This window comes from Micromonospora sp. LZ34, assembly GCF_052981855.1.
In genome coordinates, this window is sequence record NZ_JBRIQN010000022.1 from 96021 (window position 1) to 121468 (window position 25448).

Annotated in this window: 22 protein-coding genes, 3 tRNA genes and 1 pseudogene; 15 read left to right on the plus strand and 11 right to left on the minus strand. The window is 73.5% G+C overall.

Annotation, left to right across the window (positions count from 1 at the left end):
* The first annotated feature begins 127 nt into the window (after positions 1-127).
* The 5 genes from ACVCAH_RS22715 to ACVCAH_RS22735 all read left to right on the plus strand — a co-directional run bounded on the left by ACVCAH_RS22715 (position 128) and on the right by ACVCAH_RS22735 (position 4534).
* Positions 128-1009 carry a DUF1906 domain-containing protein gene (locus ACVCAH_RS22715; protein ID WP_447138199.1) on the plus strand — a complete coding sequence of 294 codons (882 nt, stop codon included), beginning with the start codon at positions 128-130 and terminating at the stop codon, positions 1007-1009.
* 162 nt (positions 1010-1171) lie between these two features.
* A complete protein-coding gene (locus ACVCAH_RS22720; protein ID WP_447138200.1) occupies positions 1172-1684 on the plus strand; it encodes a hypothetical protein in 513 nt (170 codons plus the stop codon).
* 94 nt (positions 1685-1778) lie between these two features.
* The gene (locus ACVCAH_RS22725; RefSeq protein ID WP_447138201.1) at positions 1779-2468 is read left to right on the plus strand and encodes a response regulator transcription factor; all 690 of its coding nucleotides are present in this window, start codon (positions 1779-1781) and stop codon (positions 2466-2468) included.
* Positions 2461-3900, plus strand: coding sequence for a sensor histidine kinase (locus ACVCAH_RS22730; protein WP_447138202.1), 1440 nt, complete (start codon positions 2461-2463; stop codon positions 3898-3900). Before ACVCAH_RS22725 ends, ACVCAH_RS22730 begins: the two co-directional genes overlap by 8 nt.
* Before the next feature lie 55 nt (positions 3901-3955).
* Positions 3956-4534 carry a hypothetical protein gene (locus tag ACVCAH_RS22735; RefSeq protein WP_447138203.1) on the plus strand — a complete coding sequence of 193 codons (579 nt, stop codon included), beginning with the start codon at positions 3956-3958 and terminating at the stop codon, positions 4532-4534.
* 65 nt (positions 4535-4599) lie between these two features.
* Here ACVCAH_RS22735 and ACVCAH_RS22740 read toward each other — a convergent pair whose 3' ends face one another.
* The gene (locus tag ACVCAH_RS22740) at positions 4600-6114 is read right to left on the minus strand and encodes a ricin-type beta-trefoil lectin domain protein (RefSeq protein WP_447138204.1); all 1515 of its coding nucleotides are present in this window, start codon (positions 6112-6114) and stop codon (positions 4600-4602) included.
* A 256-nt stretch (positions 6115-6370) separates the two neighbouring features.
* Positions 6371-8560 (minus strand): hypothetical protein, encoded by a 2190-nt coding sequence (locus ACVCAH_RS22745; RefSeq protein ID WP_447138205.1) that lies wholly within the window; start codon positions 8558-8560, stop codon positions 6371-6373.
* Between the two features lie 124 nt (positions 8561-8684).
* Here ACVCAH_RS22745 and ACVCAH_RS22750 point away from each other — a divergent pair, with 124 nt between their 5' ends.
* On the plus strand, positions 8685-9392 hold the full coding sequence (locus ACVCAH_RS22750) for a glycosyltransferase family 2 protein (RefSeq protein WP_447138226.1): 708 nt from the start codon (positions 8685-8687) through the stop codon (positions 9390-9392).
* A 43-nt stretch (positions 9393-9435) separates the two neighbouring features.
* Here the strand turns inward: ACVCAH_RS22750 and ACVCAH_RS22755 are convergent, their stop codons facing one another.
* Positions 9436-10338 (minus strand): transketolase family protein, encoded by a 903-nt coding sequence (locus ACVCAH_RS22755; RefSeq protein WP_447138206.1) that lies wholly within the window; start codon positions 10336-10338, stop codon positions 9436-9438.
* 2 nt (positions 10339-10340) lie between these two features.
* The gene (locus tag ACVCAH_RS22760; protein WP_447138207.1) at positions 10341-11078 is read right to left on the minus strand and encodes a transketolase; all 738 of its coding nucleotides are present in this window, start codon (positions 11076-11078) and stop codon (positions 10341-10343) included.
* Positions 11079-11125: 47 nt separating this feature from the next.
* On the opposite strand from ACVCAH_RS22760, the gene soxR reads away from it, so the two are divergent.
* A complete protein-coding gene (gene soxR / locus ACVCAH_RS22765; RefSeq protein WP_447138208.1) occupies positions 11126-11590 on the plus strand; it encodes a redox-sensitive transcriptional activator SoxR in 465 nt (154 codons plus the stop codon).
* A 6-nt stretch (positions 11591-11596) separates the two neighbouring features.
* On the opposite strand, the gene ACVCAH_RS22770 is transcribed toward soxR, so the two are convergent.
* Positions 11597-12574: an NAD(P)H-quinone oxidoreductase gene (locus ACVCAH_RS22770; protein ID WP_447138209.1), complete on the minus strand. Its 978-nt coding sequence runs from the start codon at positions 12572-12574 to the stop codon at positions 11597-11599.
* A gap of 9 nt (positions 12575-12583) precedes the next feature.
* Positions 12584-13123 carry an AAA family ATPase gene (locus tag ACVCAH_RS22775; protein WP_447138210.1) on the minus strand — a complete coding sequence of 180 codons (540 nt, stop codon included), beginning with the start codon at positions 13121-13123 and terminating at the stop codon, positions 12584-12586.
* 97 nt (positions 13124-13220) lie between these two features.
* Between ACVCAH_RS22775 and ACVCAH_RS22780 the strand changes: the two genes are divergently transcribed.
* Positions 13221-13307 (plus strand) — tRNA-Ser (locus ACVCAH_RS22780).
* Positions 13308-13394: 87 nt separating this feature from the next.
* On the opposite strand, the gene ACVCAH_RS22785 is transcribed toward ACVCAH_RS22780, so the two are convergent.
* Entirely contained in the window at positions 13395-13571 is a 177-nt protein-coding gene (locus ACVCAH_RS22785) for a hypothetical protein (RefSeq protein ID WP_447138211.1), read from the minus strand.
* Positions 13572-13718: 147 nt separating this feature from the next.
* Between ACVCAH_RS22785 and ACVCAH_RS22790 the strand changes: the two genes are divergently transcribed.
* Positions 13719-14252: a YbhB/YbcL family Raf kinase inhibitor-like protein gene (locus ACVCAH_RS22790; protein ID WP_447138212.1), complete on the plus strand. Its 534-nt coding sequence runs from the start codon at positions 13719-13721 to the stop codon at positions 14250-14252.
* 112 nt (positions 14253-14364) lie between these two features.
* Here the strand turns inward: ACVCAH_RS22790 and ACVCAH_RS22795 are convergent, their stop codons facing one another.
* Complete coding sequence (locus tag ACVCAH_RS22795; RefSeq protein ID WP_447138213.1) at positions 14365-15075, minus strand: class I SAM-dependent methyltransferase; 711 nt, start codon at positions 15073-15075, stop codon at positions 14365-14367.
* A gap of 209 nt (positions 15076-15284) precedes the next feature.
* On the opposite strand from ACVCAH_RS22795, the gene ACVCAH_RS22800 reads away from it, so the two are divergent.
* Entirely contained in the window at positions 15285-17102 is a 1818-nt protein-coding gene (locus tag ACVCAH_RS22800) for a hypothetical protein (RefSeq protein ID WP_447138214.1), read from the plus strand.
* A 28-nt stretch (positions 17103-17130) separates the two neighbouring features.
* Here ACVCAH_RS22800 and ACVCAH_RS22805 read toward each other — a convergent pair whose 3' ends face one another.
* On the minus strand, positions 17131-17913 hold the full coding sequence (locus ACVCAH_RS22805; protein WP_447138227.1) for a hypothetical protein: 783 nt from the start codon (positions 17911-17913) through the stop codon (positions 17131-17133).
* Positions 17914-18226: 313 nt separating this feature from the next.
* Between ACVCAH_RS22805 and ACVCAH_RS22810 the strand changes: the two genes are divergently transcribed.
* The gene (locus tag ACVCAH_RS22810; protein WP_447138215.1) at positions 18227-19741 is read left to right on the plus strand and encodes a peptide deformylase; all 1515 of its coding nucleotides are present in this window, start codon (positions 18227-18229) and stop codon (positions 19739-19741) included.
* Positions 19742-19882: 141 nt separating this feature from the next.
* Here the strand turns inward: ACVCAH_RS22810 and ACVCAH_RS22815 are convergent.
* Positions 19883-20998, minus strand: a pseudogene (locus ACVCAH_RS22815) (globin domain-containing protein).
* A gap of 144 nt (positions 20999-21142) precedes the next feature.
* On the opposite strand from ACVCAH_RS22815, the gene ACVCAH_RS22820 reads away from it, so the two are divergent.
* The gene (locus tag ACVCAH_RS22820; RefSeq protein ID WP_447138216.1) at positions 21143-21913 is read left to right on the plus strand and encodes a CPBP family intramembrane glutamic endopeptidase; all 771 of its coding nucleotides are present in this window, start codon (positions 21143-21145) and stop codon (positions 21911-21913) included.
* Positions 21914-22045: 132 nt separating this feature from the next.
* On the opposite strand, the gene ACVCAH_RS22825 is transcribed toward ACVCAH_RS22820, so the two are convergent.
* Positions 22046-23134, minus strand: a complete 1089-nt coding sequence (locus ACVCAH_RS22825; RefSeq protein WP_447138217.1) for a hypothetical protein — start codon at positions 23132-23134, stop codon at positions 22046-22048.
* Between the two features lie 695 nt (positions 23135-23829).
* On the opposite strand from ACVCAH_RS22825, the gene ACVCAH_RS22830 reads away from it, so the two are divergent.
* From ACVCAH_RS22830 to ACVCAH_RS22840, 3 genes are all read left to right on the plus strand, one after another.
* Positions 23830-23920: transfer RNA gene (locus ACVCAH_RS22830), tRNA-Ser, on the plus strand.
* Between the two features lie 35 nt (positions 23921-23955).
* Positions 23956-24028 (plus strand) — tRNA-Arg (locus ACVCAH_RS22835).
* 86 nt (positions 24029-24114) lie between these two features.
* On the plus strand, positions 24115-25185 hold the full coding sequence (locus ACVCAH_RS22840) for a tyrosine-type recombinase/integrase (RefSeq protein WP_447138218.1): 1071 nt from the start codon (positions 24115-24117) through the stop codon (positions 25183-25185).
* The last annotated feature ends 263 nt before the right edge of the window (positions 25186-25448 follow it).

Below are 25448 nucleotides of genomic sequence, written 5' to 3' on the forward strand. Positions count from 1 at the left end.
CGCACCGGCCGGGCGACCGAACTGGACAGTCGCCGGCCGAGCGGGGATGATCCGAACGCGGCGGGTGGAGGGTCCGACGGACCGTCCCGTTCCGCCGCCTCTCCGCCCCCGTCAGATCGGGAGACCCGTGACGCTCATCCCTGCCCGGCCCGCCCTGCGCCGTACCGCCCGACACGTCCTCGCCGCGGCCGCGGTCGCCGCGCTCCTCGTGGGCGCGGCGGTGACCAGCCGGCCGGCGCCGGCTGCCGCGGCCGGCTACACCGGACCGCACCCGGGCACCTTCACCGGCCTGGGCTTCGACACCTGCGCCGCACCCTCGAACGAGCAGATGAACGCGTGGCTCCAGTCGCCGTACCGGGCGGTGGGCATCTACATCGGCGGGGTCAACCGGGGCTGCGCCCAGGCCAACCTGACGAAGGACTGGGTCAGCACCCAGCAGGCGGCGGGCTGGCGGTTCTTCCCGCTCTACGTCGGGCTCCAGGCGCCGTGCACGACGTACCTGCGCCGGATCGACCCGACGCGGGCGGCCGCCCAGGGGCGCGAGGCGGCCGACGACGCGGCGCTCAACGCGCGGAACCTGGGTCTCACGTCGAACAGCACGATCATCCTGGACATCGAGCACTACGAGGGCGACGCGGCCTGCACCGTTGCGGTCGACACCTTCGCGAGCGCGTGGACCACCCGGTTGCACGAGGTCGGCTATCTGTCCGGCCTCTACACCTCGGTGGGCTCGTACGGCCTCCGCGACCAGGTGGCGGCCTACGAGCGGCCCGGCTACGCCCGCCCCGACATGCTCGACTTCGCCCGCTGGGACGGGGTCCAGACGGTGTCGGACCCGGCCATCCCGGCGAGCTACTGGGCGCCGAAGCGCCGGATGAAGCAGTACCAGGGCGACCACTACGAGACCTGGGGCGGCGTCCGAATCAACATCGACAGCAACTACCTCGACCTCGAACAGCCGGGTTACCGGATGACCGGGACGGCGCCGACGCGCTGGCACCGCCCGTGAGGTCCGGGGCCCTCCGCCGCTGACCCGCTGACGGCGGCCGCGGCCCCGGTCGCGGCCGCCACCCGCCCCGCCGTCGCACAGACGGTGCGACGCGGCGTCGTGGAACTTCCAAAACTGTCGTGTGAGCCGCGTCACCCTCGTGCGGCCGTCGTTGGGCAGGGCATGGACGTCTTCTCCCGAACGTTCCTCCCGGCCGCCTCCGAGGCCGGCCTGGCGGTGCAGACCGCCACCCGGCACATGCCGATCTTCCGCCGTTGCGTCGGCTCCGGCGACGCGACCATCCTGGTCACCCGGTGCGGCCGTCCCGACCGCCCGATGGCGGGCGAGTACCTGCTGCTGCTCACCCACCGCCGGCTGGTCGTCACCCAGCAGACCCGGGTGCTGCACCGGCTGCGCCTGCACCTCAACACCGAACTGCGCGAGCTGAGCAACGTCACCTGGAGCCCCGACCCCCGGCTGCACTCCGTCGAGCTGGCCGCCACCGCGATCGACGGGGTCCGCGAGCGGTTCGTCATCCGGACCCAGCACCCGAAGCAGGTGTGGCAGCTCGACGCCCTGCTCAACCACGCCTTCCGGACCCGGCTGCGCAGCGCCCGGGAGCGGATCGTGGCGACCATCGGCGACGCGCCCGCGGCCGCGCGGCCGGCCACCTTCCGTCCCGCCACGGTCCGCTGACCGCCGGCCGGGGCATCCCGCCCCGGCGTGTCCTTACCGAACCCGAACATCCGCCGACGTCCGCGTCGCCGCCCCGGTGGGCAATCATGGGCCGGTGACCGTCGACGCCCAGCCGCGCGGGCTCGTCCTCGTGGTCGAGGACGAGCCGGCCATCGCGGACCTGGTCCGGCTCTACCTGACCCGGGACGGGTTCGGCGTACACCTGGAACGGGACGGGACGGCCGGGCTGGCCGCGGCCCGCCGGCTGCGCCCGGTGGCCTGCGTGCTCGACATCGCGCTGCCCGGGCTGACCGGCACCGAGGTCTGCCGGCGGCTGCGCGAGGCCGGCGACTGGACCCCGGTCATCTTCCTCACCGCCCGGGACGACGAGGTCGACCGGGTCGTCGGCCTGGAACTGGGCGCGGACGACTACGTCACCAAGCCGTTCAGCCCGCGGGAACTGGTCGCCCGGGTGCGGGCGGTGCTGCGCCGCACGGCGGGGGCGCCCGAGGTGGACCGGCCCCGGGTGGTCGGCCAGGTGACCCTCGACCCGGCCCGCCGGACGGTGACCGTCGCCGGCGTCCCGGTCCAGCTGACCAGCACCGAGTTCGACCTGCTCGCCCATCTGATGGCCCGGCCCGGTCGGGTGTTCACCCGGGAGGAGCTGCTGGCCGCGGTCTGGGGCTACGCCGCGCACGCCGGCACCCGGACGGTCGACGTGCACGTGGCGCAGGTGCGGGCGAAGCTCGGCGCGGCCGGCGTGATCCGCACCCACCGGGGCGTGGGATACGCCGCCGATGGCTGAGCCGACCCTGGCCCTGCCGGTGGTCGGCCCGCCGCCGGCACCGCCCCGCCACCGTTCCGGCCGTACGCTGACCTCCCGCGCGGTGCTGGTCACCTGCGCGGTCGCCCTGGTCTCGGTGCTGGTCACCGCGATCGCCGCGGTGCCCGTCGCGATTCGCGGGGTCGAGCGGCGCGACCAGGAGGCGCTGGCCGCGCAGGCCCGGCTCGCCGCCGAGGTGCTGCGCCCCCGGCTGGAGACCGGACGCACCGCCGACGAGGAACGGCTGGTCCGCCAGCTGCGCGCGCAGGGCGTCGACGCGTACCTGATCCGGCGGGGTGTCGCGGATCGGCCCGGGCTGCCGGCCCGGGTGGTGCAGCGCGTGGCCGAGGGGCGCAACGTCTCGACCCGCCGGCCGGTCGACGGGCGGCGCGCCCTGATCGAGGGGCGGGCCCTGCCCGGCGGCAACGGAGTGGTGCTGACCCGTTCCCGGTCCATTGCTCCGTGGCGGCAGGTGCTGCCCAGCCTCTGGCTGCCGCTGCTGGCCGGGCTGGCCGCCGGGTTGGTCGCCGGGCTGCTGCTGGCCCGCCGGCTGGCCCGCCCGATCCGGCGCGCCGCCGAGGCCGCCGCCCGGCTGCGCGCCGGGGACCGGACCGTACGGGTGCCGGTGGAGCCGCCCGACGAGGTGGCCGACCTGGCGTACGCGCTGAACGGGCTGGCCGCCGCCCTGGCCACCAGCGAGGGCCGGCAGCGGGAGTTCCTGCTCTCCGTCTCGCACGAGTTGCGCACCCCGCTGACCGCGATCCGCGGCTACGCCGAGGCGCTGGCCGACGACGTGATCCCCGCGACCGAGGTGGCCGGCACCGGGCGAACCGTGCTGGCCGAGGCGGAACACCTGGACCGCCTGGTCAGCGACCTGCTGGCGCTGGCCCGGCTGGAGGCGGCCGATTTCCCGCTGGAACCGGTGCCGGTCGACCTGACCCGGCTGGCGGTCGACGCGGAGCGGACCTGGGCCGGCCGGTGCGCGGCGGTCGGGGTGACGTTCCGGGTCGAGGTCCCGGACCGGCCGGTGCCCGTGTACACCGACCCGGGCCGGATCCGGCAGGTGGTCGACGGGCTGTTGGAGAACGCGCTGCGGGTCGTACCGCCGGGGGCGCCGGTGGTGCTCGCGGTCCGGCCGGCGGGCGCGGACCCGGCCACCGGCGGCGTGGTCGAGGTCCGCGACGGCGGACCCGGCTTCACCGACGACGACCTGGCGGTGGCGTTCGAACGCGGGGCGCTGCACCAGCGGTACCGCGGGGTGCGCAAGGTGGGTAGCGGGCTGGGGCTGGCGCTCGCCGCCGGCCTGGTCCGCCGGCTCGGCGGGGATATCGGGGCGGGACACGCTCCGGAAGGTGGCGCGGCCTTCACCGTCCGGCTCCCGCCCGATCCTTACCCGGCTCGAACATCGGCCTGACGCTCCGCTCGCCGACGCGGGGGAGGCTGGTAGCACCACGACGAGAGGAAGACTCATGGCACGTTGGGGATTCGCCGCCACCACGCTGCTCGCGGCGGTCACGCTCGGCGTCGCCGGCTGCGGGGCCGCCGAGCCGGCCGGTCAGCCGGTCCGGGAGACCGCCGTCGAGGTGGCCGCCGCGATGGGCGCGGAGGGCCAGGCGCTCGCCGCGCTGGGCTTCGACGCCGTCGACCTGGAGGTGGACACCCTGGCCGCGACCGCGCCGCCGGCCGCGACCGGGGAGAAGCCGCGGCGCGAGCGCGCCGAGGAGGGGCGTGAGCGCCGGAAGGCCCGGGTGCTGCTGCGCCGCAACACCCTGCACGGCGAGGCCGTGGTGCAGACCAAGGACGGTACGAAGACCGTCGCCGTGCAGCGCGGCGAGGTGACCGCGATCGACGGCGACTCGATGACCGTGAAGTCCACCGACGGCTTCACCATGACCTGGACCTTCGGCGACAAGCTGCGCGTCGTCGAGCGCCGCACCACGATCCGGTCGACCGACATCAAGGTCGGCACGATCGTCGGCGTGGCCGGCGCCAAGGAGGGCGACGGCGGCGTGGCCCGCCTGATCGTCGTGCCGGCGAAGCAGAAGTAGCGCACCACCCCACGCGTGAGCAGTGGCCGCCCCGGGAGGGCGGCCACTGCCGGTACGAGGATCAATCAGTACACCCGGGAGCCGATGAAGTCGTCGTGGCCGTAGCCGACCGGGTTGGCGAAGTTGCGGGACTCGAACGACCACTGCTGCCGGGTGCTCGTCGAGCAGGTGGCCAGCCGCAGCCGCGGGCTGCCCAGCCACGGGCTGTCGAACGCCAGGCAGAGGTTGGTGTTGCCGGCCGCCTTGATCTGGTTGCCGGCGAGCACGAACTTCTGGTTGGCGCCGCCGTGGCAGTCGTAGATGTTGACCGCGGTGCCGGCGCTCAGCGTGCCGCCGGCCACGTCCAGACAGCGGTCGTGGGAGAGCTCGGAGTGCAGCGACTGCCGGGTCGGGTCGTACCAGAAGCCCTGGTTACGCCCGCCGTGGCAGCCGTACGACTGCTGCGGTGTGCCGTTGCGCGAGTCGTAGCCCCTGCCGTCCACGCAGGTGCCGGTGGCGACGTTGCGCAGCTGCTTGAACTCGAACAGCCCCGGGTAGAGCACGCCGCCGCCGGTGCTGGCCGGGTCGACGCAGGTGGCCCGCTGGAGGCCCGCGTTCCAGAACTGGGTGATGCACTGGGCGAACATGCCGTGCCCCCGGTAGTTCGGGTGGAACGACTGCCGCGCCGCGTTCTCGTCCCAGGTGCCGACCTCGATGTAGAGGCCGCGGACCGAGGTGTTGTCGGTGCACACCTCGTGGCCGTGGAACAGCCGGCTGGCGTCCAGGTAGCGGGTGCCGGTGTTGGTCGCCGCCGCCCGGATCGCCGCCTCGAACAGCGGCACCGCTTTGTTCCGGGCGAACGCCGCGTCGGCCAGGTAGAGCAGGCAGCCGCCGGCGTACCAGCCGGGGAAGTTCGGGTTGTCCTCCACGTCCGGGCTGCCCGGGCTCGGGTACGACATGAGCACCAGCTCGTAGTCCGACCGCAGGTAACCGGCGTCGGTCATGGTCCGCCGGATGTCGGTGAGCGCGTCCTCGACCGCCCGCCGGCTGCCGTCGGTGCGGATCGTCCACTGGTCGGTGTAGGTGGGGTAGCACGGGCCCTGGAAGAAGACCCGGCGGATGGTGCAGTCGGTGGCGACCGGGCCGAACTGGATCGTGCCGTCGCCGTTGGCGCCGACCACCACCCAGATCAGCTTGACGTGCGTGTTCCGCGCCTTGATCGCCAGGTGGTCGCCCTGGTTGAGCTCGTTGTGCTGGGTGGGTCCGCCCCGGATCAGGTTCCACGGGGTCGCCCCGGAGCAGGCGATGTTGTACTTCTCGTCGGCGGCGATGCCGGTGCGGAACACCGCCTGGTCGTACGAGCGGTCGCACCAGTTGCCGGGTTCGTGGGTGCCGGGGACGTAGTTGCCCACCCCCTCGCCCGAGATCTCGCTGTCGCCCATGGTGATCAGCGCGGTGCGGCGCTGCTCGATCGGGCGGACGGCGGGCGTGCCGTAGAGCGCGGTGGCCTCGGCGGCGCGGATCGCCTCCAGGTGGCTGGGGAGTGGCTGGATGGCCGGACGGTCGGCCGCGGTGGCGGGGGTGGCCGGTCCGGCGAGCATCGGCAGGACGAGAGCGGCGGCGCAGACGGCGGTGAGTGACCGTCGTCGAGTCGCACGTTCGCGCCTGGCAGCGGAACCAAGCATCGACGCACTCCTTTCGCCTCGATCGCGGGATGTCGATCGAGTTACCGGACGGTAACGCCTGGCATACAGGTATGTGAATACGTCTCAGAATCCTTGCGCGCGGTCTGCCGAACCGGGCGATCCCGGCAAACCGCCGTACCGGTCGGAGTTGGCGGGGCTGATCGACGTCCGGTCAGCGGCCGGGCGGCAGCGCGTAGCCGACGTAGCCCCGGAACTCCACCCGCCAGCCCGGCGGCACCAGCCGGGTGCAGGCCGGCCGGCTGCCGGTGCAGACGATCGCGTCCACCGACGCCGGGTCGGCCGGCGGCCGCTCCGGCAGCACCGACTGGAGCGCGACCAGCTCCGGCGGCCGGCCGTCCGGACCGCGCAGCAGCAGCCACCAGGGGTACTCCCAGTTGTCGTTCTGCTGCACCAGACCGATCCGGCGGGCATCGGCGGCCCGGACCGCCTCCGCCGCCCAGCGGAACTCCTCCGCCCACTGTGGACGGCGCAGGAACCGGGTCTCCCACTCGCCGGTGGTGAAGACCGAGCCGGTGCCGACCAGCCGGCGCGGGAAGCCGTACGAAACCGCGAGCACCCCGGCCAGCGCGCTCGCCGCCAGCACGGCGACCGCGAGCCCCACCGCCACCGACCGCCGCCCGTGCGGGCCACCGGTGGTCGCCCCGCCGGCTTCCGTGCCGGGGGCGGACCGGCGGTGGAACAGCGCGTCCAGCCAGAGCCCGGCCAGCGGTACGGCCAGCACCAGCGCGTACAGCAGCAGCCGGTTGCCCCACGGCTGCCACTTGATCATGGCGGTGTGCAGCAGCACCGCCGCCACCACCACCACCGCGTACGCCCGCAGTGCTCCCGCCCGCTCCGGGCTCACCCGGCCGGGCCGGGTCAGCGCGAACCCCGCCCCGAGCAGCGCCAGCGCTCCGGCCAGCGGGAAGGCCACCCGGTCCTCGTCCGGGTACCAGGACGGCACCGGGAAGGTCTCCCGCCCGAAGGTGGTGGCCCGGTCCTGCGGGTCCACCCCGATCAGGCCGGCCCCCTCGACGATCGCCTCCGCGCCGGCCCGGCGTAGCGGCGCCAGCGGGGTGTCGAACGCGGTGTGCCCGATCCGCAGCGCGTTGACCAGGACGGACCCGGGGTCGTGCCGTTCCATCGGAATGGACTCGCGCAGCCGGGGCGGGCCGAGCGGGTGGCCGAACTCGACGGTCACCCGGGCCAGGAACGGGCCGACCACCGCGACCGCGACGGTGAGGATCAGCAGCGACCCGGCGACCGTACGGGCCACGCCGGCCGGCCGGGCCGCGCTCCGGTCGAGGTGGGCCAGGCGCAGTTGGGCGAGCCCCCAGAGCACCAGCAGCGGGCCGACCGCGATCAGCCCGCTGGTCTTGGTGACCGCGGTCAACCCGGTGGCCGCCCCGAGCCCGAGCAGCGTGCCCACGCCGGTGCGTCGGTGCAGCCCGTCCAGCGCGAGGGTGGCCGCGGCGGCCACCCAGGCGGCGCAGACCAGGTCGGTCTGCGTGCTGGTCGCCTGCAACGCCACCATCGGCGTGGTGGCCAGCACGAACGCGGTGAGCAACTGGGCCCGCCGGCCGCCGCCGAGCTGGGCGGTGATCCGGGTGGCGACCAGCAGGCAACCCAGCATGGCCGCCCACTGCACCAGGTTGTGCAGCGCGTCGCCGCCGGTGAACAGGCGCAGGTGCAGCAGCAGGTACTCGGCGCCCGGCGGGATGGTCACCTGGCGGTGGATCGCGGTGGGCCAGAAGTCCAGCTCGCGCTGCGCCACCCAGTGCTCCACCTTGGGCAGGTGGTAGGTCTGCGAATCGAAGTTGTTCGGCTCGGCCAGCAGCGCGACCAGCAGCTCGACCAGGACCAGACCGCCGACCGTGCCGGCGAGCAGCCGCTCGCCCCGACCCGCCGTACGCCACCACCCGGCCAGCCGGGTCGACCAGCCGGCGCGGCCGGGAGTGTCGTCGGCCGGGCCGGCGGGTGCGGGCCGGTCGCTGACCGGGATGCCGGCGCCGGCCGGCCGGGCCGGCTCGCCGGCGGTCGCCCCGACCAGCGCACCGGGCCGGGCGACGACGACCGACCCGGTCGACCGCGCCGCGTCCCGGCGGCGGCGCCCGCCGACCGCCACCCCGGCGGCGACCAGGAAGAGCAGCCAGGCGATCGCGAACGCCGGCCGGGTGAGCAGGCGCAGCGCGCCGAGCAGCTCCACGGTGAGTACCGCGAAGGCGCCGGTCAGCAGCGCGGCCCGAACCACGGCCAGCCGCAGTGGCGCCACCGTGGCCGGCTCGGCCGGCCGCAGGGCGACGGTCAGCAGGACGAGGGCGGCGACGGGCGCCAGGGCGAGCGGGTAGCCGGCTGCCGACATGGCCGGAAGTAAACACCATCGGCCTGACGCCGCCACCCGGGACGCCCGGCGGTGGCGGCGACCGCCGCGCTGACCAGCCAGGCTAGGCTAGGCCCGACACATTGTCGCCACCGTGGAGATTCCCGTGAAGCTCTCGATCCTCATGCCGGTCTACAACGAGGAAGAACGCATCGCGGATGCCCTCAAGCAGGCATTGGCGGTCGATTACCCGTGCGAGATCGAGCTGGTCGTGGTCGACGACGGCAGCCGGGACGGCACCGGGGAGATCCTCGGCCGGGCCGACGACGCGCGGCTGCGGGTCATCACCCACCCGCGTAACGCGGGCAAGGGCGCGGCCATCAAGACGGCGGTCGACAACGCCGAGGGCGACTACATGGTCATCCTCGACGCCGACCTGGAGTACGACCCGCAGGACATCCCCAAGCTGCTCGACCCGGTGCTCGACGGCCGCGCCACGGTGGTCTACGGCAATCGCACGTTCGGCAGCCACAGCGCCTACAGCTTCTGGTACGTGATGGGCAACAAGGGCGTCACGATGGCCGCGAACGTGTTGTTCAACTCCTACATCGGTGACCTGGAGACCTGCTTCAAGCTGATGCCGGTCGCCCTCTACCGCTCGCTCGACGTCCGCTCCCGCGGCTTCGGCATGGAGGCCGAGGTGACCGGCAAGCTGCTGCGCCGCCGGATCCGGCCCTACGAGGTGCCGATCAGCTACCGCGCCCGCAACCGCGAGGAGGGCAAGAAGATCACCTGGAAGGACGGGGTCGAGGCGCTCTGGATCCTCGGCCGCGAGCGCACCCGCCGCCGGCCCGCCGGCACCCCGACCCGCTGACCCTCGGCCCGCCCGTCCGGCGGGCCCCGCTCGGCGCGGCCGCTCAGCGGCCGGCCGCCGCCAGCGCCGGCGCCAGGAACCCGGTCACCGAGTGGCGCAGCCCGGCCGCGTCCAACCCGTGCCAGCGGGTGTGGTCCTCGGCCGACCCGTAGCGGCGCAACTCCTGCCGGCCCACCCCGAGCGCCAGCAGCCGGTGCGGCCGGTCGGCCAGCGCCGCCGACACCACCCGGGCCGACGTCCCGGCCAGGTAGGGCTCGACCAGGATCACCTCGGCGCCGGCCAGCGCCCGCAGCCCCGCGACGTCGAACGGTCGGGGCCGGTGGGTGTACGCCACCGAGACGCCCAGGTCGGCCACCGCGGCCACCGCGGCGTCCAGCACCGGCCCGACCGCGACCAGCAGCGGCGCGCCCGGCCCGGCGTCCCGGACCAGGTCCAGCGCGCCGTCGCCGCCGCGCGGCCGGTGGTTCTGCAGGGTGGAGAGCCGCAGGTACGCCGAGCCGTCGGTGGCCACCGCGGCGCGCAGCAGCGCCGGCGCCTCGCCGGGGTGCCCGGGCACGTGCACGGTCCACCCGTGCAGCGTGTCGATCAGCGAGACGTCGGCCGGGGAAAGGTGGGTGCGCCCGGCGGCAGCCCGGTCGTACGAGGCGCCCACGCTGACCAGCACGGCCCTCGCCCCCTGGTGGTCGAGGTCCAGCTTGAGCTGCTCGTACGCCCGCTCGACGAGGAACGGGGCGTAGCTGTGCACGATCGGGCGCAGCCCGGTCAGCGCGAGCCCGCCGGCCACGCCGACCATCAACTGCTCCCGGATGCCGACGTTGAGCACCCGGTCCGGGTGCCGGCGGGCGGCCGGGGCGAACGCGGCGGCGGAGATGTCGGCGAGCACCAGCGCGGTACGCGGGTCCTCGGCCAGCAACGCGGTGGTGGTGTCGACGAAACTGTCCCGCACGGTCACTCCCCCGAATCGACGACCGCGACGACGACGTGCGGCCGGTGGTTGTCCTGCCCGGTCAGGGCGGTGTGCAGGGCGTCGTGGTCGCGCCCGTCGACGGTGGCGGCGGACCACCCGTTCACGGTGAACCGGGCCGCCGCCCCGCCCGGCCAGCCGTGCGTGGCCGAGGAGTTGTCCACCACCACGGCGGTCAGGTTGGCCAGCCCGGTCGCCCCGGCGTACGCGATCGCCTCGTGGTTGGAGCCCTCGTCCAGCTCCGCGTCGCCGAGCAGGACGTACACCCGCGGGGTGAGCAGGCCCTGGGCGCGCAGCCCGAGCGCAGTGCCGACGCCGAGCCCGAGGCCGTGGCCGAGCGAACCGGAGCCGATCTCCACCCCGGGCACCAGCAGCCGGTCCGGGTGGTCGCCGAGCCGGCTCTCCGGTCCGCCCTGGTCGTCGAGCCAGTCGACCGGGACGAAGCCCTTGGCGGCGAGCACCGCGTAGTAGCCGGCCACGGCGTGGCCCTTGGAGAGCAGGAAGCGGTCCCGTTCCGGGTCGTCGACGGTGTCCGGGGTGATCCGGAGGATCCGGTCGTAGAGCACCCAGAGCACGTCGACGGTGGAGTAGACGTTGGCGCCGAACTCCCGGCCGGCCCGGATCCGGTCGAGCAGCGGCGCGACGGGCGCCGGGAGCCGCGGCCCCGGCGGCGGGGACGGGGCGGTGCCGGTTCGGCCCGTGCTGGCGGTCATCATGGTCATGCGGATAGCCTGCAAGTTGAAGTGGACTTCAACTCAAGGCGAACGTGATGCACGAGTCTCTGACCATCGGCCAGCTCTCCGACCGCAGCGGGGTGGCGCCCTCCGCGCTGCGCTACTACGAGCGGCTCGGGCTGATCCGGGCCGAGCGCACCGGCGGCAACCAGCGCCGCTACGCCCGCGGCGAGCTGCGCCGGGTGGCGTTCATTCGGATCTCGCAGCAGGTCGGCATCTCGCTGGACGAGATCCGGGCGGCGCTGGAGTCGCTGCCCGCCTCACGTACGCCCACCGCGGACGACTGGTCGCGGCTCTCCAGGGTCTGGCGGGACCGGCTGGACGAGAAGATCCGGCTGATGACCAAGCTCCGCGACGACCTGGACAGCTGCATCGGCTGCGGCTGCCTGTCGTTGCAGCGCTGCACGCTGAGCAACCCGAGCGACGCGCTGGCCGGCGAGGGCCCGGGCCCGCGCCTGATGCTGCCCCGCCCGGCCGACGACCAGGCCCTCGCCAAATAGGCCGGGTCACCCCGTGGTCAGCAGGACCTTGCCCACGTGGTCGTTCGTCTCGACCAGTCGGTGCGCCTCGGCGGCCTGGCTCATCGGCAGCCGCCGGTCCACGATCGGGCGGATCGCCCCCGACTCGACCAGCGGCCAGACATGCTCGCGCACCCCCCGGACGATCTCCGCCTTCTCCGCCACCGGCCGGGACCGCAGCGCGGTCGCCGCGACCGTGCCCCGCTTGGCCAGCAGCGCGCCGAGGTCCAACTCGCCCTTGCGCCCGCCCTGCATGCCGATCACCACCAGCCGGCCGCCGGTGGCCAGCGCGGCCACGTTCCGGGCCAGGTAGGAGGCGCCCATGATGTCGAGGATCACGTCCGCGCCCCGGCCGTCGGTGACCCGCCGGACCTCCTCGACGAAGTCCTGCTCCCGGTAGTCGACGGCGTGCGCGGCGCCCAGCTCGCGCAGCCGCTGGTGCTTGGCCGTCCGGGCGGTCACCACCACGGTCGCGCCCAGCGCCACCCCAAGCTGGATGGCGAAGGTGCCGATTCCGCTGCCCCCACCGTGCACCAGCAGCGTCTCGCCCTCGGCGAGCCGGGCCAGCCGCACCACGTTCGACCAGACCGTGCAGGCCACCTCGGGCAGCGCGGCGGCGTCGACCAGGTCGACCCCGGCCGGCACCGGCAGCAGCTGGCCGGCCGGCACCGCCACCCGCTCGGCGTACCCGCCGCCGGAGAGCAGGGCGCAGACCTCCTGGCCGACCCGCCACCCGGTCACCTCGGGGCCGATCGCGCTGACCACCCCGGCGCACTCCAGGCCGGGGTACGCGGGCGCGCCCGGCGGCGGCGGGTAGTGCCCCTGCCGTTGCAGCAGGTCCGCCCGGTTGACCGCGCCGGCGCGGACGTCCACCACCACCTCGCCCGGTCCGGGCTCGGGATCGGGGACCTCGCTCCAGACCAGTGCCTCGGGTCCGCCGGGTTCCGGAATAGTGATCGCGCGCATGCCTCGTGTCTACCCCACCTGACCGTCGGTCCACGCCCGGGCCAGGATCTCGTCCACCGTCTGCCCCGGGGTCTGCGCGGAGGTGTCCAGCCAGAGCCCGATCCGGGGCGTCCGGGTGCGCAGCTCGGCGTCGAAGTCGGCGACCGGCCAGTCGCCGTACCCCTTCTTCGGGCGGTCCCGCTCGCGGGCGGCGACCACCTCCGGCCGGGGTGCGAGCACCACGACCGCCAGCGGCCGGTGCCGGATCCGGTCGACCATGGCCGGCAGCTCGGCGCCGATGACGATGTCCTGGAGCACCACGGTGAAGCCGGCGGTGGCGTAGCGGTCCGCCGCCGCGGCGGCGAGGTCGTAGCGCAGCCGCAGCTGCCGGTACGCCTCGTCCGACAGCTCGGCGGTCATCTCGGCCCGGCCGCTGACCACCATCCGCCGGAAGACGTCGCCGCGCAGGTGCACCGCGCGGGGCAGCCGGCGGGCCAGCGCCTCGGCCACAGTGGACTTGCCGGCGGCCATGATTCCGGTGATCAGCACGATGGCCGGGGTCTCCCACACGGCGCCGATCATCCCAGCCCGGGTGGCGTGCCCGCTCGCCCGGACGGCGGCCGTGGCAGACTAGGCACGGCCGCGCACCCGTCGGGTCCGTGGCCCGGGAGGGTTCGCCTAGTGGCCGATGGCGCTGGTCTTGAAAACCGGTAGGGCGGCAACGTCCTCGTGGGTTCGAATCCCACACCCTCCGCCGCCGATCCCCTCGCCGGCGCCTGCTCGCCTGCGTCCGTCGGGTCGGCGCCCCCGTGGTCGGGCGCCTCTTTCGACGCGGCGCCGGTCAGTCCTCCGCCGGCCGGTCGTCACGCTCCGGCGCGGTGAGCCGTTCCTGCTCGCGGATCTTCTCCTCGGCGAGCCGCCGCATCGCCCGCCGGCGCTCGGCGCGTACCGCCGCCTCGTCGGGGCGGCGGACCGCGGCGACGAGGGCGGTGCAGAAGTCGCGCCAGATGGAGCTCACGGGGTATTCCTCCCGAGAACGATTGTCGCCCGGCAACGGTCCGGGCCGGACCGTCGGATCGGCCGGACAACGCGAGCTTCCGGTCGATTACCGGGTGCCGGCGCGGTAAGAAGGGGCAGGAAACCGTTCACCGGAAGGACCCGTTCGATGACCCTGGAACGACCGATCGCCCCGGACCCGTACGAGCTGCTGCCGACCGTCTCGTCGTTCACCCTCACCAGTGACGACGTGCAGAACGGCGAGCCGATGGAGGCCACCTTCGCGCACAGCAGCCTCGGCGGCGACAACCTCTCGCCGCAGCTCGCCTGGTCCGGCTTCCCGGCGGAGACCCGGGGCTTCGTGGTGACCTGCTTCGACCCGGACGCCCCGACCGGCAGCGGGTTCTGGCACTGGGTACTGGTCAACCTGCCGGCCGACGTGACCTCGCTGCCGCGCGGGGTGGCCGAGGCGGACCTCGGGGGTGCGTTCACCGTGCGCAACGACTACGGCGAGCGGGGCTACGGCGGAGCCGCCCCGCCGCCCGGCGACCGGCCGCACCGCTACGTCTTCGCGGTGCACGCGCTCGACGTCGACCGCCTGGACCTGACCCCCGACGCCACCCCCGCCTACGTCGGCTTCAACCTCGCCTTCCACACCCTCGCCCGAGCCGTCATCCGCCCCACCTACCAGGTCAAGGAGTAACCCCCGGCCCCGGTCCCCGTCGATCATGAAGTTGTTGCCATGACACGCCGTACGGCGGGCAACAACTTCATGATCAACGGGCCGGGCCGGGCGGGCCGCCGGGTGGGGTGGGTCAGGCGGGGACGCGGGCGACGGCGAAGACGGACTGGCCGAACGGCGGGCGGACGACCTGCTCGGCGGCCTTGGTGGCGGGCAGCACGAGGGTGTCGTAGACCTTCACCATCGGGCCCTCCTTCGGCATCAGCCGGAAGACCTTGGTGGCCATGAAGTAGCCGATCAGGCCGAGCGCGTTGGCGTAGTGGATCGTCTCGACCTCGAGGCCGGCCTCGGTCATCGCGGCGGCCAGGGTCTTCTTCGTGTAGCGCCGGACGTGGCCGGTGGCGATGTCCGCCGGGCTCATCGCGAACTGGAACGCCGGCACGATGATGATCACCGCGCCGCCCGGACGGACCAGGTCGCGCATGCTGCTCAGCGCGCCGACGTGGTCCTCGATGTGCTCCAGCACGTTGTACGACACGGCCGCGCTGTAGTCGCCCCGCTCGGAGTGCGGCAGCAGCATCTGCCGGACCTCGATGGTCGGCTGCTCGGCGAGGCGCTCCTTGAGCGAGACCAGGCGGTCCGGGTCGGCCTCGGTGGCGGTGAACCGGGGCAGTTGGGTGGCCCACTCGAGCGCGTAGTCGCCCAGGCCGCTGCCGATCTCGATCGGGTTGTCACCGAGGTACGGCAGGGCCAGCTCGACGAACCAGCGACGGTGGTTGACGGCGGTCGCGAGGCCCTCCAGGACCTCGGACTGGACGCGCTGATCCCCGGTGATTTCTGCCATGCGTCGATTCCTCACGATATGACTCGACCCGCGCCTGAACCGACAGAGTGAATCATCCGCGCCGCGGGCGGAAGAATCGGGGCACCGTGGTGGCCGAAATGTGATCGGGTCGGGCGGGTGAGCGGCTGGCGGCGAACCCGGCACATGGTACGGCAGTACCCCGAAACATGTCACGGTGGCGGCTACCCCTGACTACCCTACGAATTGTCATGACTACTCCCGAATCGGACCTCCCCGCTGGCGAGCCTTCGCCCGAGGCGCCGGAGAGCGGGCCCGACCGGGGCGTACGCCCGAAGGGGTGGTGGACCGATGTCGCCGCGGTGCTGAGCTTCGTCGTGCTCGGCTTCCTGATCACCCTGCGGCTCTGGTTGGACCCGCGCCAGGGCGTCCGGGACAACCCGACGGACCAGGCGCAGTTCGAGTGGATGATGGCGCACGGCGCGCGGGTCGTGACCGATTTCGCCTATCCGTTCTTCTCCGACCGGATGAACGTCCCGGACGGCGTCAATTTGATGGCAAATACGTCGGTATTATCCGTTTCATTGCCAATGACGCCGATCACGCTCCTCCTCGGCCCGCGCGCCGCTTTCCTGGTCTTCCTCACCGCGGGAATGATCGCCACGGCCACCGCCTGGTATTTCGTTCTCTCCCGGGTGGTCATCGGCACTCGCGGGCCGGCCTGGCTCGGGGCCGCCTTCTGCGCGTACGCGCCGGCGATGGTGTCGCACGCCAACGCGCACCCGAACATCGTGTCCCAGTTCGTGGTCCCGCTGATCGTCTGGCGCACCCTCCGACTGGCCGAACCCGGCCGCTGGCTGCGCAACGGGCTGCTGCTCGCGCTGGTGATCGTCTGGCAGGCCTTCCTCAACCTCGAGATCCTGCTGATGACCGCGATCGGGCTGGGCGTGGTGGTCGTGGCGCTCGCCCTCGGCCGGCCCGCCCTGCGCCGGCGGGCCCGTCCCCTCCTCGCCGGGCTGGGCGTGGCCGCCGCGGTCAGCGCGGTGCTCCTGGCCTATCCGCTCTCCGTGCAGTTCTTCGGTCCCGGCGCCTACCACGGGCTGTCCCCGCTGATCCGCGGCTACTCCACCGACCTGGTGTCGTTCGTCGCGTTCTCCCGGGAGTCGCTGGCCGGCGACAACCGCAGCGCGGCGGGGTTGGCCAAGAACCCGACCGAGGAGAACGCCTTCTTCGGCTGGCCGCTGATGGTGCTGGTGGTCGCGCTGGTCTGGTGGCTGCGCCGCAACGTGGTGGTGCTCGGCCTGGCCGCGCTCGGGCTGCTCCTCGGCCTGCTCTCGCTGGGCAGGGAGATCCACTTCAACGGGCGGGAGACCGGCATCCCGGCCCCGTGGGCGGCGCTGGAGAACCTGCCGATCCTGCACTCGGTGGTGCCGACCCGGTGGTCCCTGGCGATCACCCCGGTGATCGGGCTGCTGCTCGCGTACGGCGCCGAGCAGGCCCGGACGCTCGCCGCCCGGTTCCCCGCCGCCCGCCCGCAGATCCGCTTCGCCACCGGCACCGTGCTGACCATGGCCCTGCTGCCCCTCCTGCCCACCCCGCTGCCGGCGGAACGGCTCGACGCCGTGCCCGCCTTCGTCACGTCAGGGGCCTGGCGGCCGTACGTGGCCGGCGGGCGCAGCGTGGTGACCCTGCCGCTGCCGGACACCAACTACGCCGAGCCGCTGCGCTGGTCCGCGATGACCCGGCTGGACATGCCGATCGCGCGGGGCTACTTCCTGGGGCCGGACACCCGACCGGGCATGGGGCAAATCGCCCTGTTCACCGCGCCGCCCCGGCCGACCAGCAACTTCTTCGGCATCATCCGGCACACCGGCGCGGTGCCGCCGATCACCCCGCAGGACCGGGTGGACGCGGTCGACGACCTGCGCTACTGGCGGGCGGGCGTGGTGATCCTCGGCCCGCATCCGCAGTCCCACGCGTTGCGCCGGGGGATGACCGAGCTGACCGGGATCCGGCCGGAGCGCACCGGGGGCGTCTGGCTCTGGGATGTCCGCCCGCTCACCGACTGAGCGACCGGCGCCCCGCTTCCGGGCGGGGTCAGGGCTGGCGGACGCAGCAGCCCTGGCAGATCTTCGGCTTCGGCAGGGTGAAGGCCAGGCAGCAGGTGCGCCGCTGCACGGTGGGTTCGCCGGCCGGGCCGGGCACCAGCTCCACGAGATCGCGCAGGTCGAGCGCGGTCAGCAGGGTGTCGATGGTCTCGACGGAGGAACCGGGCAGCCCGTCGGCGGCCCGGATAATGCCGTGCGCGATGCCGGAGGCCACCGAACCGAGCAGGGTCCGGGTGCCGATCCGCACCTCGGCCTGGATCCGCTCGATCATCGGGGCCAGGTGGGCGTCGAGCAGGGAGGCACGCAGCGCCCCGAGCAGTTCCGCCTCGCCGGCCACAACGCGCACCTCGGGCAGGCCGGCTACCGCCAGCGGGTCGCCCGGCAGCACCGCGACCCGGGTCGAGCGGCGCAGCCCCAGGGTGAGCAGCGGACGGTGGTCCTCGAAGTGGATCAGCACGTCGGCCGGGTCGAACAGCGGCACCCGCCGGGCGGACGCCCAGCCGAGCACCACCGGCAGCGCCGCCCAGTAGCTGTACGACTTCCAGGCCAGCGCCGCGCAGGCGTGCGGGGTGCCGCCCCAGCGCAGCGTGGCGGCGTGCAGGAAATCGGGCAGTCGGCTGCCGTCGACCAGGGTGGTCGCCGGGCTCCAGCCGAACTCGTCGGCGACCAGCAGGCCGGGGGTGAGGCCGGGCACGTCATCGGTGCCGAACATGGCCCGCAGGGCGGCGGTGACCGGCGCGAGCGGCGCGGTGGCGACCTGGCGCCCCGGCATCACCGCTGTCATCCGACCCGTCCCCCCGTCCGAAGCGCCCCTGCTGAGCTAAGGCTAGCCTAACCACGCTTCGGGGGCTGAGGGAACCCTCACCTCGGTGGGATGGAGAGGCCCCGGTCACTCGCCCGGTGATCCGGCTCGGCGTCGGCGTACTACCCGGCGGCCGGGGCGGGAAACGCCGATGACCTTCGGCGGCGGAGTGCAGTATCGACAGATGTCGCTGAATAGTCAAGCCTCGTGTCGGCAAGATGCCAGTTCCGTACGCGCCCGGCCACGGAACGTGAAACTGATACTCCCGGCCACGAGGAAGCCGATGACGACCTCACCGCTCGATCGGGCTGCCGACTCCTTCGCCGCCGAACTCGCGCGGCAGCGAACCGGGCGGGGGCTGTCCAAGAAACAGCTCGCCAGCCTGATGGGGTTCGACCCGTCCTACGTCAGCCATGTCGAAGGGCGCCGGCACCGGCCGACCGAGGACTTCGCGCGCCGCGCGGAGGCGGTGCTGGAGGCCAGCGGCGCGATCTGGCAGCGCTTCCGGGAGTACGACGAACTCCGGCACGCGCGGGCCGAAAAAGGCCACCGGGATCCCCCGCTGCCCGGCCAGTGGCTGCCGCCGGGCACCGGCCTGGTGGTCGAGCGCGAGGTGGCCACCCTCACCCACACCGACGACGGCTACCGCTGCGTCATCCGTCGCGAGCTCTACAACGCCGGCACCGAACCGGTCACCCGGTACCTGGTCCGGGTGGCCGTCGACCGCTACCCGAACGACCCCGGCCGATCCAACAAGCACCACCGGGAACACCCGCTGACCTTCGCCGAACTGCAACTGCGGGCGTACCGGGAGGACAGCGGCGAGCGGGAGGCGATGCACTGGCGGGCCAAGCACGACCGGGACGCCTTCAAGGAGATCTGGCTGCTCTTCGAGAACGGCGAGCGGCGATTCCCGCTCTACCCCGGCGACCGGGCCACCATCGAGTACGCGTACTGCGTCGGGCAGGACAAGTGGGGTCCCTGGTTCCAGCGGGCGGTCCGGCTGCCCACCCGGCACCTGGCCGTACGCCTGGACCTGCCGGCGGCCCTCGACCCGCAGGTCTGGGGCGTGGAGACCTCGCTCTCGGCGGAGGAGGGCCCGCTGCGCACGCCGGTGAGCCGGCGCGACGCGGGCGACCGGGCCCTGTTCGACTGGGCCACCGACGACCCGCCGCTGAACGCCCGCTACCGGATGCAGTGGCGGTTCCGTGGCCGTCCGGAGCCCGAGCCGGACGCCGCCCGGATCCGGCCCAGCGACCGGATGCGCGGCATCGGCATCGTGCAACGCGGCGCCGACCTGCTGCGCCAGCCGGCCCGCCAGTTCGACCTGCCGCGCGAGGAGCGGCTCGCCCGCAACGTCGTCGACCGGCTCTGCTCGGTGCTGGCCCGCCTCGACGAGCTGCACCCGTTCAACAAGGGCGTCGGCGTCGCCGCGCCGCAGCTCGGCATCGGCGCGGCCGCCGCGGTGGTCCGCCCGCCCGACCGGGCCGCCGAGCCCGTCGTGCTGCTCAACCCGCGGGTGGTCGACGCCGCCCCGGACGCCGACGAGCAGTACGAGGGCTGCCTCTCCTTCTTCGACCACCGGGGACTGGTGCCCCGGCCGCTCCGGATCGACGTGGAGCACGCCCAGTACGACGGCAGCCGGATCATCACCTCGTTCGAGTTCGGCATGGCCCGGCTCGTCGCCCACGAGATCGACCACCTGGAGGGGCGGCTCTACGTCGACCGGATGGCGCCCGGCGTGCCGCTGGTGCCGATCGAGGAGTACCGGGAGACCGGGCATCCCTGGCGCTACTGACGCGCCGACCACGTCCGCCCGGGTGGGAAAGGACGGCCGGGCGGACGTGGTCGGGCGGGCGGTGCCGGTCCGCCCGATGGGGGGCCGGGGCGCGTGCCCCAGGGGGCAGGGGCACGCGCCCCGGCATGGGGGAGAAATGCCTTAGATACTGCCGAAGGTGTCGTACCGGGTGTGTTCCGGCGGGACGTCGTCGGCGGCGAGCACCCGGAGGGTGGCCCGGACCATCTGGGCCGAGCCCGAGACGTAGCAGTCGTGCGCGGTCCACGGGCCGTACCGGCCGACCACGTCGGAGATGTCGCCCTGCTCGCCGTCGAAGTCCGGGTCCTCGCTGCACGCCGGGGTGACCGACAGCCACGGGTGCTGGGCGACCAGTTCCCGCAACCCGGCCAGCCCCTACAGGTCCGCCTCCGTGCGGGCGCCGTAGAAGACCTGCACCCAGCGGGTCCGGTTGTAGCTGGCCAACTCCTCCACCAGCGCCTTGACCGGGGCGAGACCGACCCCGCCGCCGACGCAGAGGATGTCCCGGTCCGACGAGCGGTCGAGCGTCATCGAGCCCATCGGTGCGGCCACCCGGATCAGGTCACCCGGCTTGACCCGGCGGACCAGCGCGCCGGAGACCCAGCCGGCGCCGGGCGTACGGACGTGGAACTCCAGCACGTTGTCGTCGTTCGGGACGTTCGCCACGGAGTAGGTCCGCCACACCCGGGGGTGGTAGCGGGGCACCTCGACGCTGACGTACTGGCCGGCCTTCCAGGACAGCGGGTGCTGCAGGGCCCGGCAGGTCAGCACGGCGGTGTCCGAGCCGTACCGCTCGTGGGTCAGCACCTCGGCATGCCAGAACGGCGGGTTCTCGTCCGCCGCCGCACCGGCCAGCATCTTCTCCGAGATGGCCGCGTACGCGTCGCGCCACGCCTGGTCGTACTCCAGGTTCCAGCCGTCGCCGGCGGTGCTGCGCAGCGCGTCCAGCAGCGCGACGCCCATGGTCGCGTAGTGCGCGGCCTCGACGTGGAACTTCCGGTGGTCCCGGCCGAGCGAGCGCAGGTACTCGTCGAAGCTCTCCGGGTCGCCAACCGTCTGGCTCGCGGTGACGATCGCCTCCAGGATGCGATCGCCCTGCCCGGTCATCTGCACCGGGAAGAGGTTCCGCAACTCGGGGTCGAGCAGGAAGAGGCGGGCGTAGAAGTGACTGCTCAGCCGCTCCCGGTGCTCCTCGACCAGGGGCCAGCTCTCCTTCAGCAGCCGTGCGAAGTCGCCCACGGGCGCACTCCTTCTCCTGACGGCGGATCGGGCACGCACAGCATGGCCACGGAGCGTGCCCGCCGGTCGCACAGAATGTGCGACCGGCTCACGAGGCTTGCTCGGGCGGTGCCGCCGGCCGTCGCCGTCGGGCAGAGTGGTGCGGTGACCGTTGAGCTCACCCGCCCGGTGTCCCAGCGCGCCCTGGGCACGGAGACGCTGCTGGTGCTCGGCCTCTCGCTGGGCGGGTCCGCCGTCTACGCGATGGTGTCGATCATCGCGAAGTTGACCGCCGAGGGCCCGCTCTCCAAGCAGACCGCCGCGCTGAACACCTCCCAGTCGGCCCTGCCGTGGCTGGACCTGACGCGTCAGCTGCTCGGGATCTTCTTCGCGCTGCTGCCGGTGCTGCTCGCCGTACACCTGCTGGCGCGGGACCCCGGCGACCCGGCACGGACGCTCGGCCTGGACGGCCGGCAGCCAGGCCAGGACCTGGCCCGCGGCGCCGGCCTGGCGGCGCTGATCGGCCTGCCCGGGCTGGCGCTGTTCTGGGCCGCGGCGCAGCTCGGCCTGAACGCCACGCTGGTGCCCGCCGCCCTGCCGGAGATCTGGTGGGCGGTGCCGGTGCTGATCCTCGCCGCCGTGCAGAACGCCGTGCTGGAGGAGGTGATCGTGGTCGGCTACCTGGTCACCCGGCTGCGCCAGCTGGCCTGGCGGACCGGCGCGATCATCGCGACGAGCGCGCTGCTGCGCGGCTCCTACCACCTCTACCAGGGCTTCGGCGCGTTCGTCGGCAACGCGGTGATGGGCGTCGTGTTCAGCCTCTTCTACCTGCGCACCCGCCGGGTGATGCCGCTGGTCGTGGCGCACGCCCTGCTCGACATCGTGGCCTTCGTCGGCTACGCCCTGCTGCCCAAGGACTGGTTCTCCTGGCTGTGACGGTTTCCCCCGGCCCGGCCGGCGGGCGTGATCGAGGCTGTCCTGCGAGCAAGCTTGATCGACTCCGGTTGCCGCAGGCCGCGGCATCGCCGCGGGCGGACACCGCGACCTGCCGCACCCCGAGTGGATCTCCTACCACGCTCGCGGCGGCCGGTAGCTGGTGACGGTCCGGGCGGCCAGCCGGGCGGCGCCCGCCGAGTCGCCGGCCGCCGCCGCGAGCACCGCCGCGCCCGGCAGCACCCGGGACGCCAACCGCAACACCAGCCAGCCGCCGGCCTGCGCGGCGAGCGGCGCGGCCAGCCGCCAGGCCGCCTCCGCCACCCGCGGCCAGGGCTCGTCGCCCGGCCCGTCCGCCGCCCGGGCCGCCGCCAGCGCCGTCCGGGCGCCTTCCGCGTCCGGGTGTACCTGGGTGAGCACCAGCAGCTCCGCGGCCCGGTCCGGGTGTGCCGGATCCCGGCCGTACGCCGCTGCCAGGTGCAGCACCAGGTTCGCCTGGGTCCAGAGCACCGCCGCCAGCTCGGCCAGCGGCGCGAAGATGCCGGCCAGCGCGGCGGACGCCCCGCCCGCCCCGGCCTGCCGCACGAACCGCCGGGTGGCGAGCCGCGCCAGGCCGTCCGGCGAGGCATCGGGGTACGCCGACCGCAGCCGGTCCGCCCAGTCCCGGGCGCGCGGCCCGATCGCCTCCACGGCGGCGAGCGCGAGCAACTCCGGCGCGAAGCCCGGATGCTCGACCAGCCGGGCGAGGGCCGCCCGCAGTTCCGGTGTTCCGACCTGGGTCGGCAGGGCCGGGGCGGCCGTCTTCTTCGCCACGGCCTCCGTCGGCGGGGTGACCTCCATCGCCGGGGTGGCCTGCTCCGGCGGCGTCGCCTCGCGGACCGGGGTGGTCGTGCCGGTCCGGGTCGGCTCGGCGGCCGGGGTGGCCGTCCCGGTCGGGGCGGCCGCCGTCACCGCGGCGGCCTTCTTCGCCGGTGCGGCCTTCTTGGCCGGCGTCTTCTTCCTGCTCGCGGGGGCCTTGGTGGCCCGAGCTGTCGGGGCCGGAGCCTCCTCGCCCGCAGCAGCCTCGGCCGGGACCGCCTTCGGTTGGACGGTTGCCTTCCTGGGCGTGGCCTTCCGCGCCGGGCCGGCCTTGGAAGGTGCCCCCTTGGCGGGATCTTTCGTGGTCCCGGCAGCCGTCGCCGGATTCGCCCCGGCCTGGTCGGCCGGGACCGCGGCGGCCGGCACCGCCCGCCGAGCCTGGGTTGTGCGGCTGACCGCCTTCGGTGGCGTCGAGGTGGCAGCCGCCGACGCCGCGGGCGGGGCAGCTGCGGCCACCGGAGTTTGCGCTGGATTGGCCCGGCTGGGCGGTTCGGCGCTTCCCGTCATCGGGGGGCGCTCTGCAGGGCCGGCCGGCGGGCGCTGGTTCCCCGGCGCCGGACTGGGTTCCGTCCCGGCGGCCGGGCTGTCCGCGTCGGGCCGAGCTGGCACCGACGCCGTGCCGGTGGTGTGGCCCGGCTCACCGACGCTGCCTGACTGGTCAGCCTGCTGCTGCGGCTGCCCGGGGGTGGCCTTCGGCTGGCGGGGCAGCGGACGGTCCGGCTCGGGCGGCTGGAACAGCACCGTCGGAGCCGCCTTCGCCCGGCGGCGGGGAGGCGCCTCCCCGGATTCCGCCCGCTCCGCCGGATCCGGCGTCGCCGGCAGTGGCGGCGGGGTGAAGGTGGCCTTCGGGGAGCGTCGCCGCGCTCCCTCAGCAGGCTCTCGGCTGTTCGGCTCGCTGGGCGGCTGCTCCTGCATATCGATGGAGCGTAGTCCCGATCGAGCCGTCGCACAGCGCACGACCGTATGGGGCCAGCAGCAGTGGCGGCGACGGTCCGGTAGTCGCTTTGCTCCCGATGGGTCTGGCCCTGTATCCTCGGCCGCGGTGGTCTGCGGGCCACCAGGGAGACTTCGCCTAGTCTGGTCTATGGCGCCGCACTGCTAATGCGGTTGGGGTCTTAAAGCCCCTCCCGGGTTCGAATCCCGGAGTCTCCGCGCGAAAGCCGGGTGTGTAGACTGGCCGAGCACCTGCGCCCGTAGCTCAACGGATAGAGCATCTGACTACGGATCAGAAGGTTAGGGGTTCGAGTCCCTTCGGGCGCGCAGACAGCCCCCTAGCAGGCCTAACAGCCGCTAGGGGGCTTCTTCTTGTCTAGGCGCAGGCGTGTAAAGAGCCTTACTTTCCGTGCATGACCAAGATCAACTTCCTCCACATCAACGCCTACGAGCGTGACCTCAAGATCCGTAACCGGTCGCCCCGCACCGCCCAGAACTACCGGGAGACGCTGCTCCAGCTCTCGGCGTTCGTCGGGGAGGCAGACCTCCTGGAGCTGTCGAGAGGTGACGTAGAGGGCTACGTCCTCCACGTCCTGGAGACCCGCTCGGCCGCTTCCGCCTCGGGCCGGTACCGAGCCCTCCGAGCCTTTTACAACTGGGCCGTCCGAGAGGAACTCATCCCGGCTTCCCCGATGGCGAAGATGACCCCTCCCAAGGTCGTTGAGAAGCCCATCCCGGTCGTCGGTGATGACCTCCTCCGTCGCCTCCTCGCCGAGTGCTCCGGCACAGACTTCGAGAGCCGCCGAGACACCGCGATCATCCGCCTGTGGTGCGAGCCCGGTTCGCCTCGGGTTAGCGAGGTAGCGGGAATGGAGGTCGGGGACATTGACCAGGTGCTCGACCTCGTAAAGCTGACGGGGAAGGGCTCCCGTATCCGGGTCATCCCGTACGGCGCGAAGACCGGGCAGGCCCTCTATCGCTACCTCCGGGCGCGGAAGGACCACCCGCTAGCAAAGGGTGGTAGCGAGGCGCTGTGGCTCGGAGCGCGAGGGAAGCCGCTCACCGCCTCAGGGCTCTACCAGATGTTGGAGCGTCGAGCCCGGCAGGCCGGTATCGGCCACATCCACCCGCACCAGCTCCGGCACACGTCCGCCCACAACTGGCGGGTAGCCGGCGGGAGCGAGAGCGACGCGATGGTGCTGTTTGGGTGGATCTCCCCGGAGATGCCCCGCCGGTACGGCCGCAGCGCAGAGGTCGAGCGGGCTCAGATGGCTAGCCGCCGTATCTCCCCGGCAGACCGCTTGCGACCTAGCCAATCCGGACAAATTGGACAAGACTCCCTAGCGGGAGTGTCCACAATGGAGCGCACCCCGTCAGGCGTAAGCCGGCGGGGTGCCTGCGTAGGGAGGTCTGATGAGTCCGATGGATCACGAGCGCTGGTTGAACCCGCCGCCTCCGCCCGAGTGCCCTCGGTGGTGCGTTAAGGGGCGTCTGTGCCGCGAGGACGGGATGCACGCCTCCCGGCCCGCTCCGGTTACGGCGCGGGAGGCAACCGCCCCTATCCGGGTCTGGCTAGAGCAGAGGCACCGGCCCTCGGATGCGTCCCCGATGGTCGTCATTGAGGTAACGGAGGGGAGTGGAGACGTCAGGTACTTCTGGCTGCCGATTGCGGCTCTTCGAAGTTAAGCGGGGTTGAGGTGTCCGCGGTGACGTCGGGTGGTCGCGGTGCGGGTGCGTAGCCGCTGGC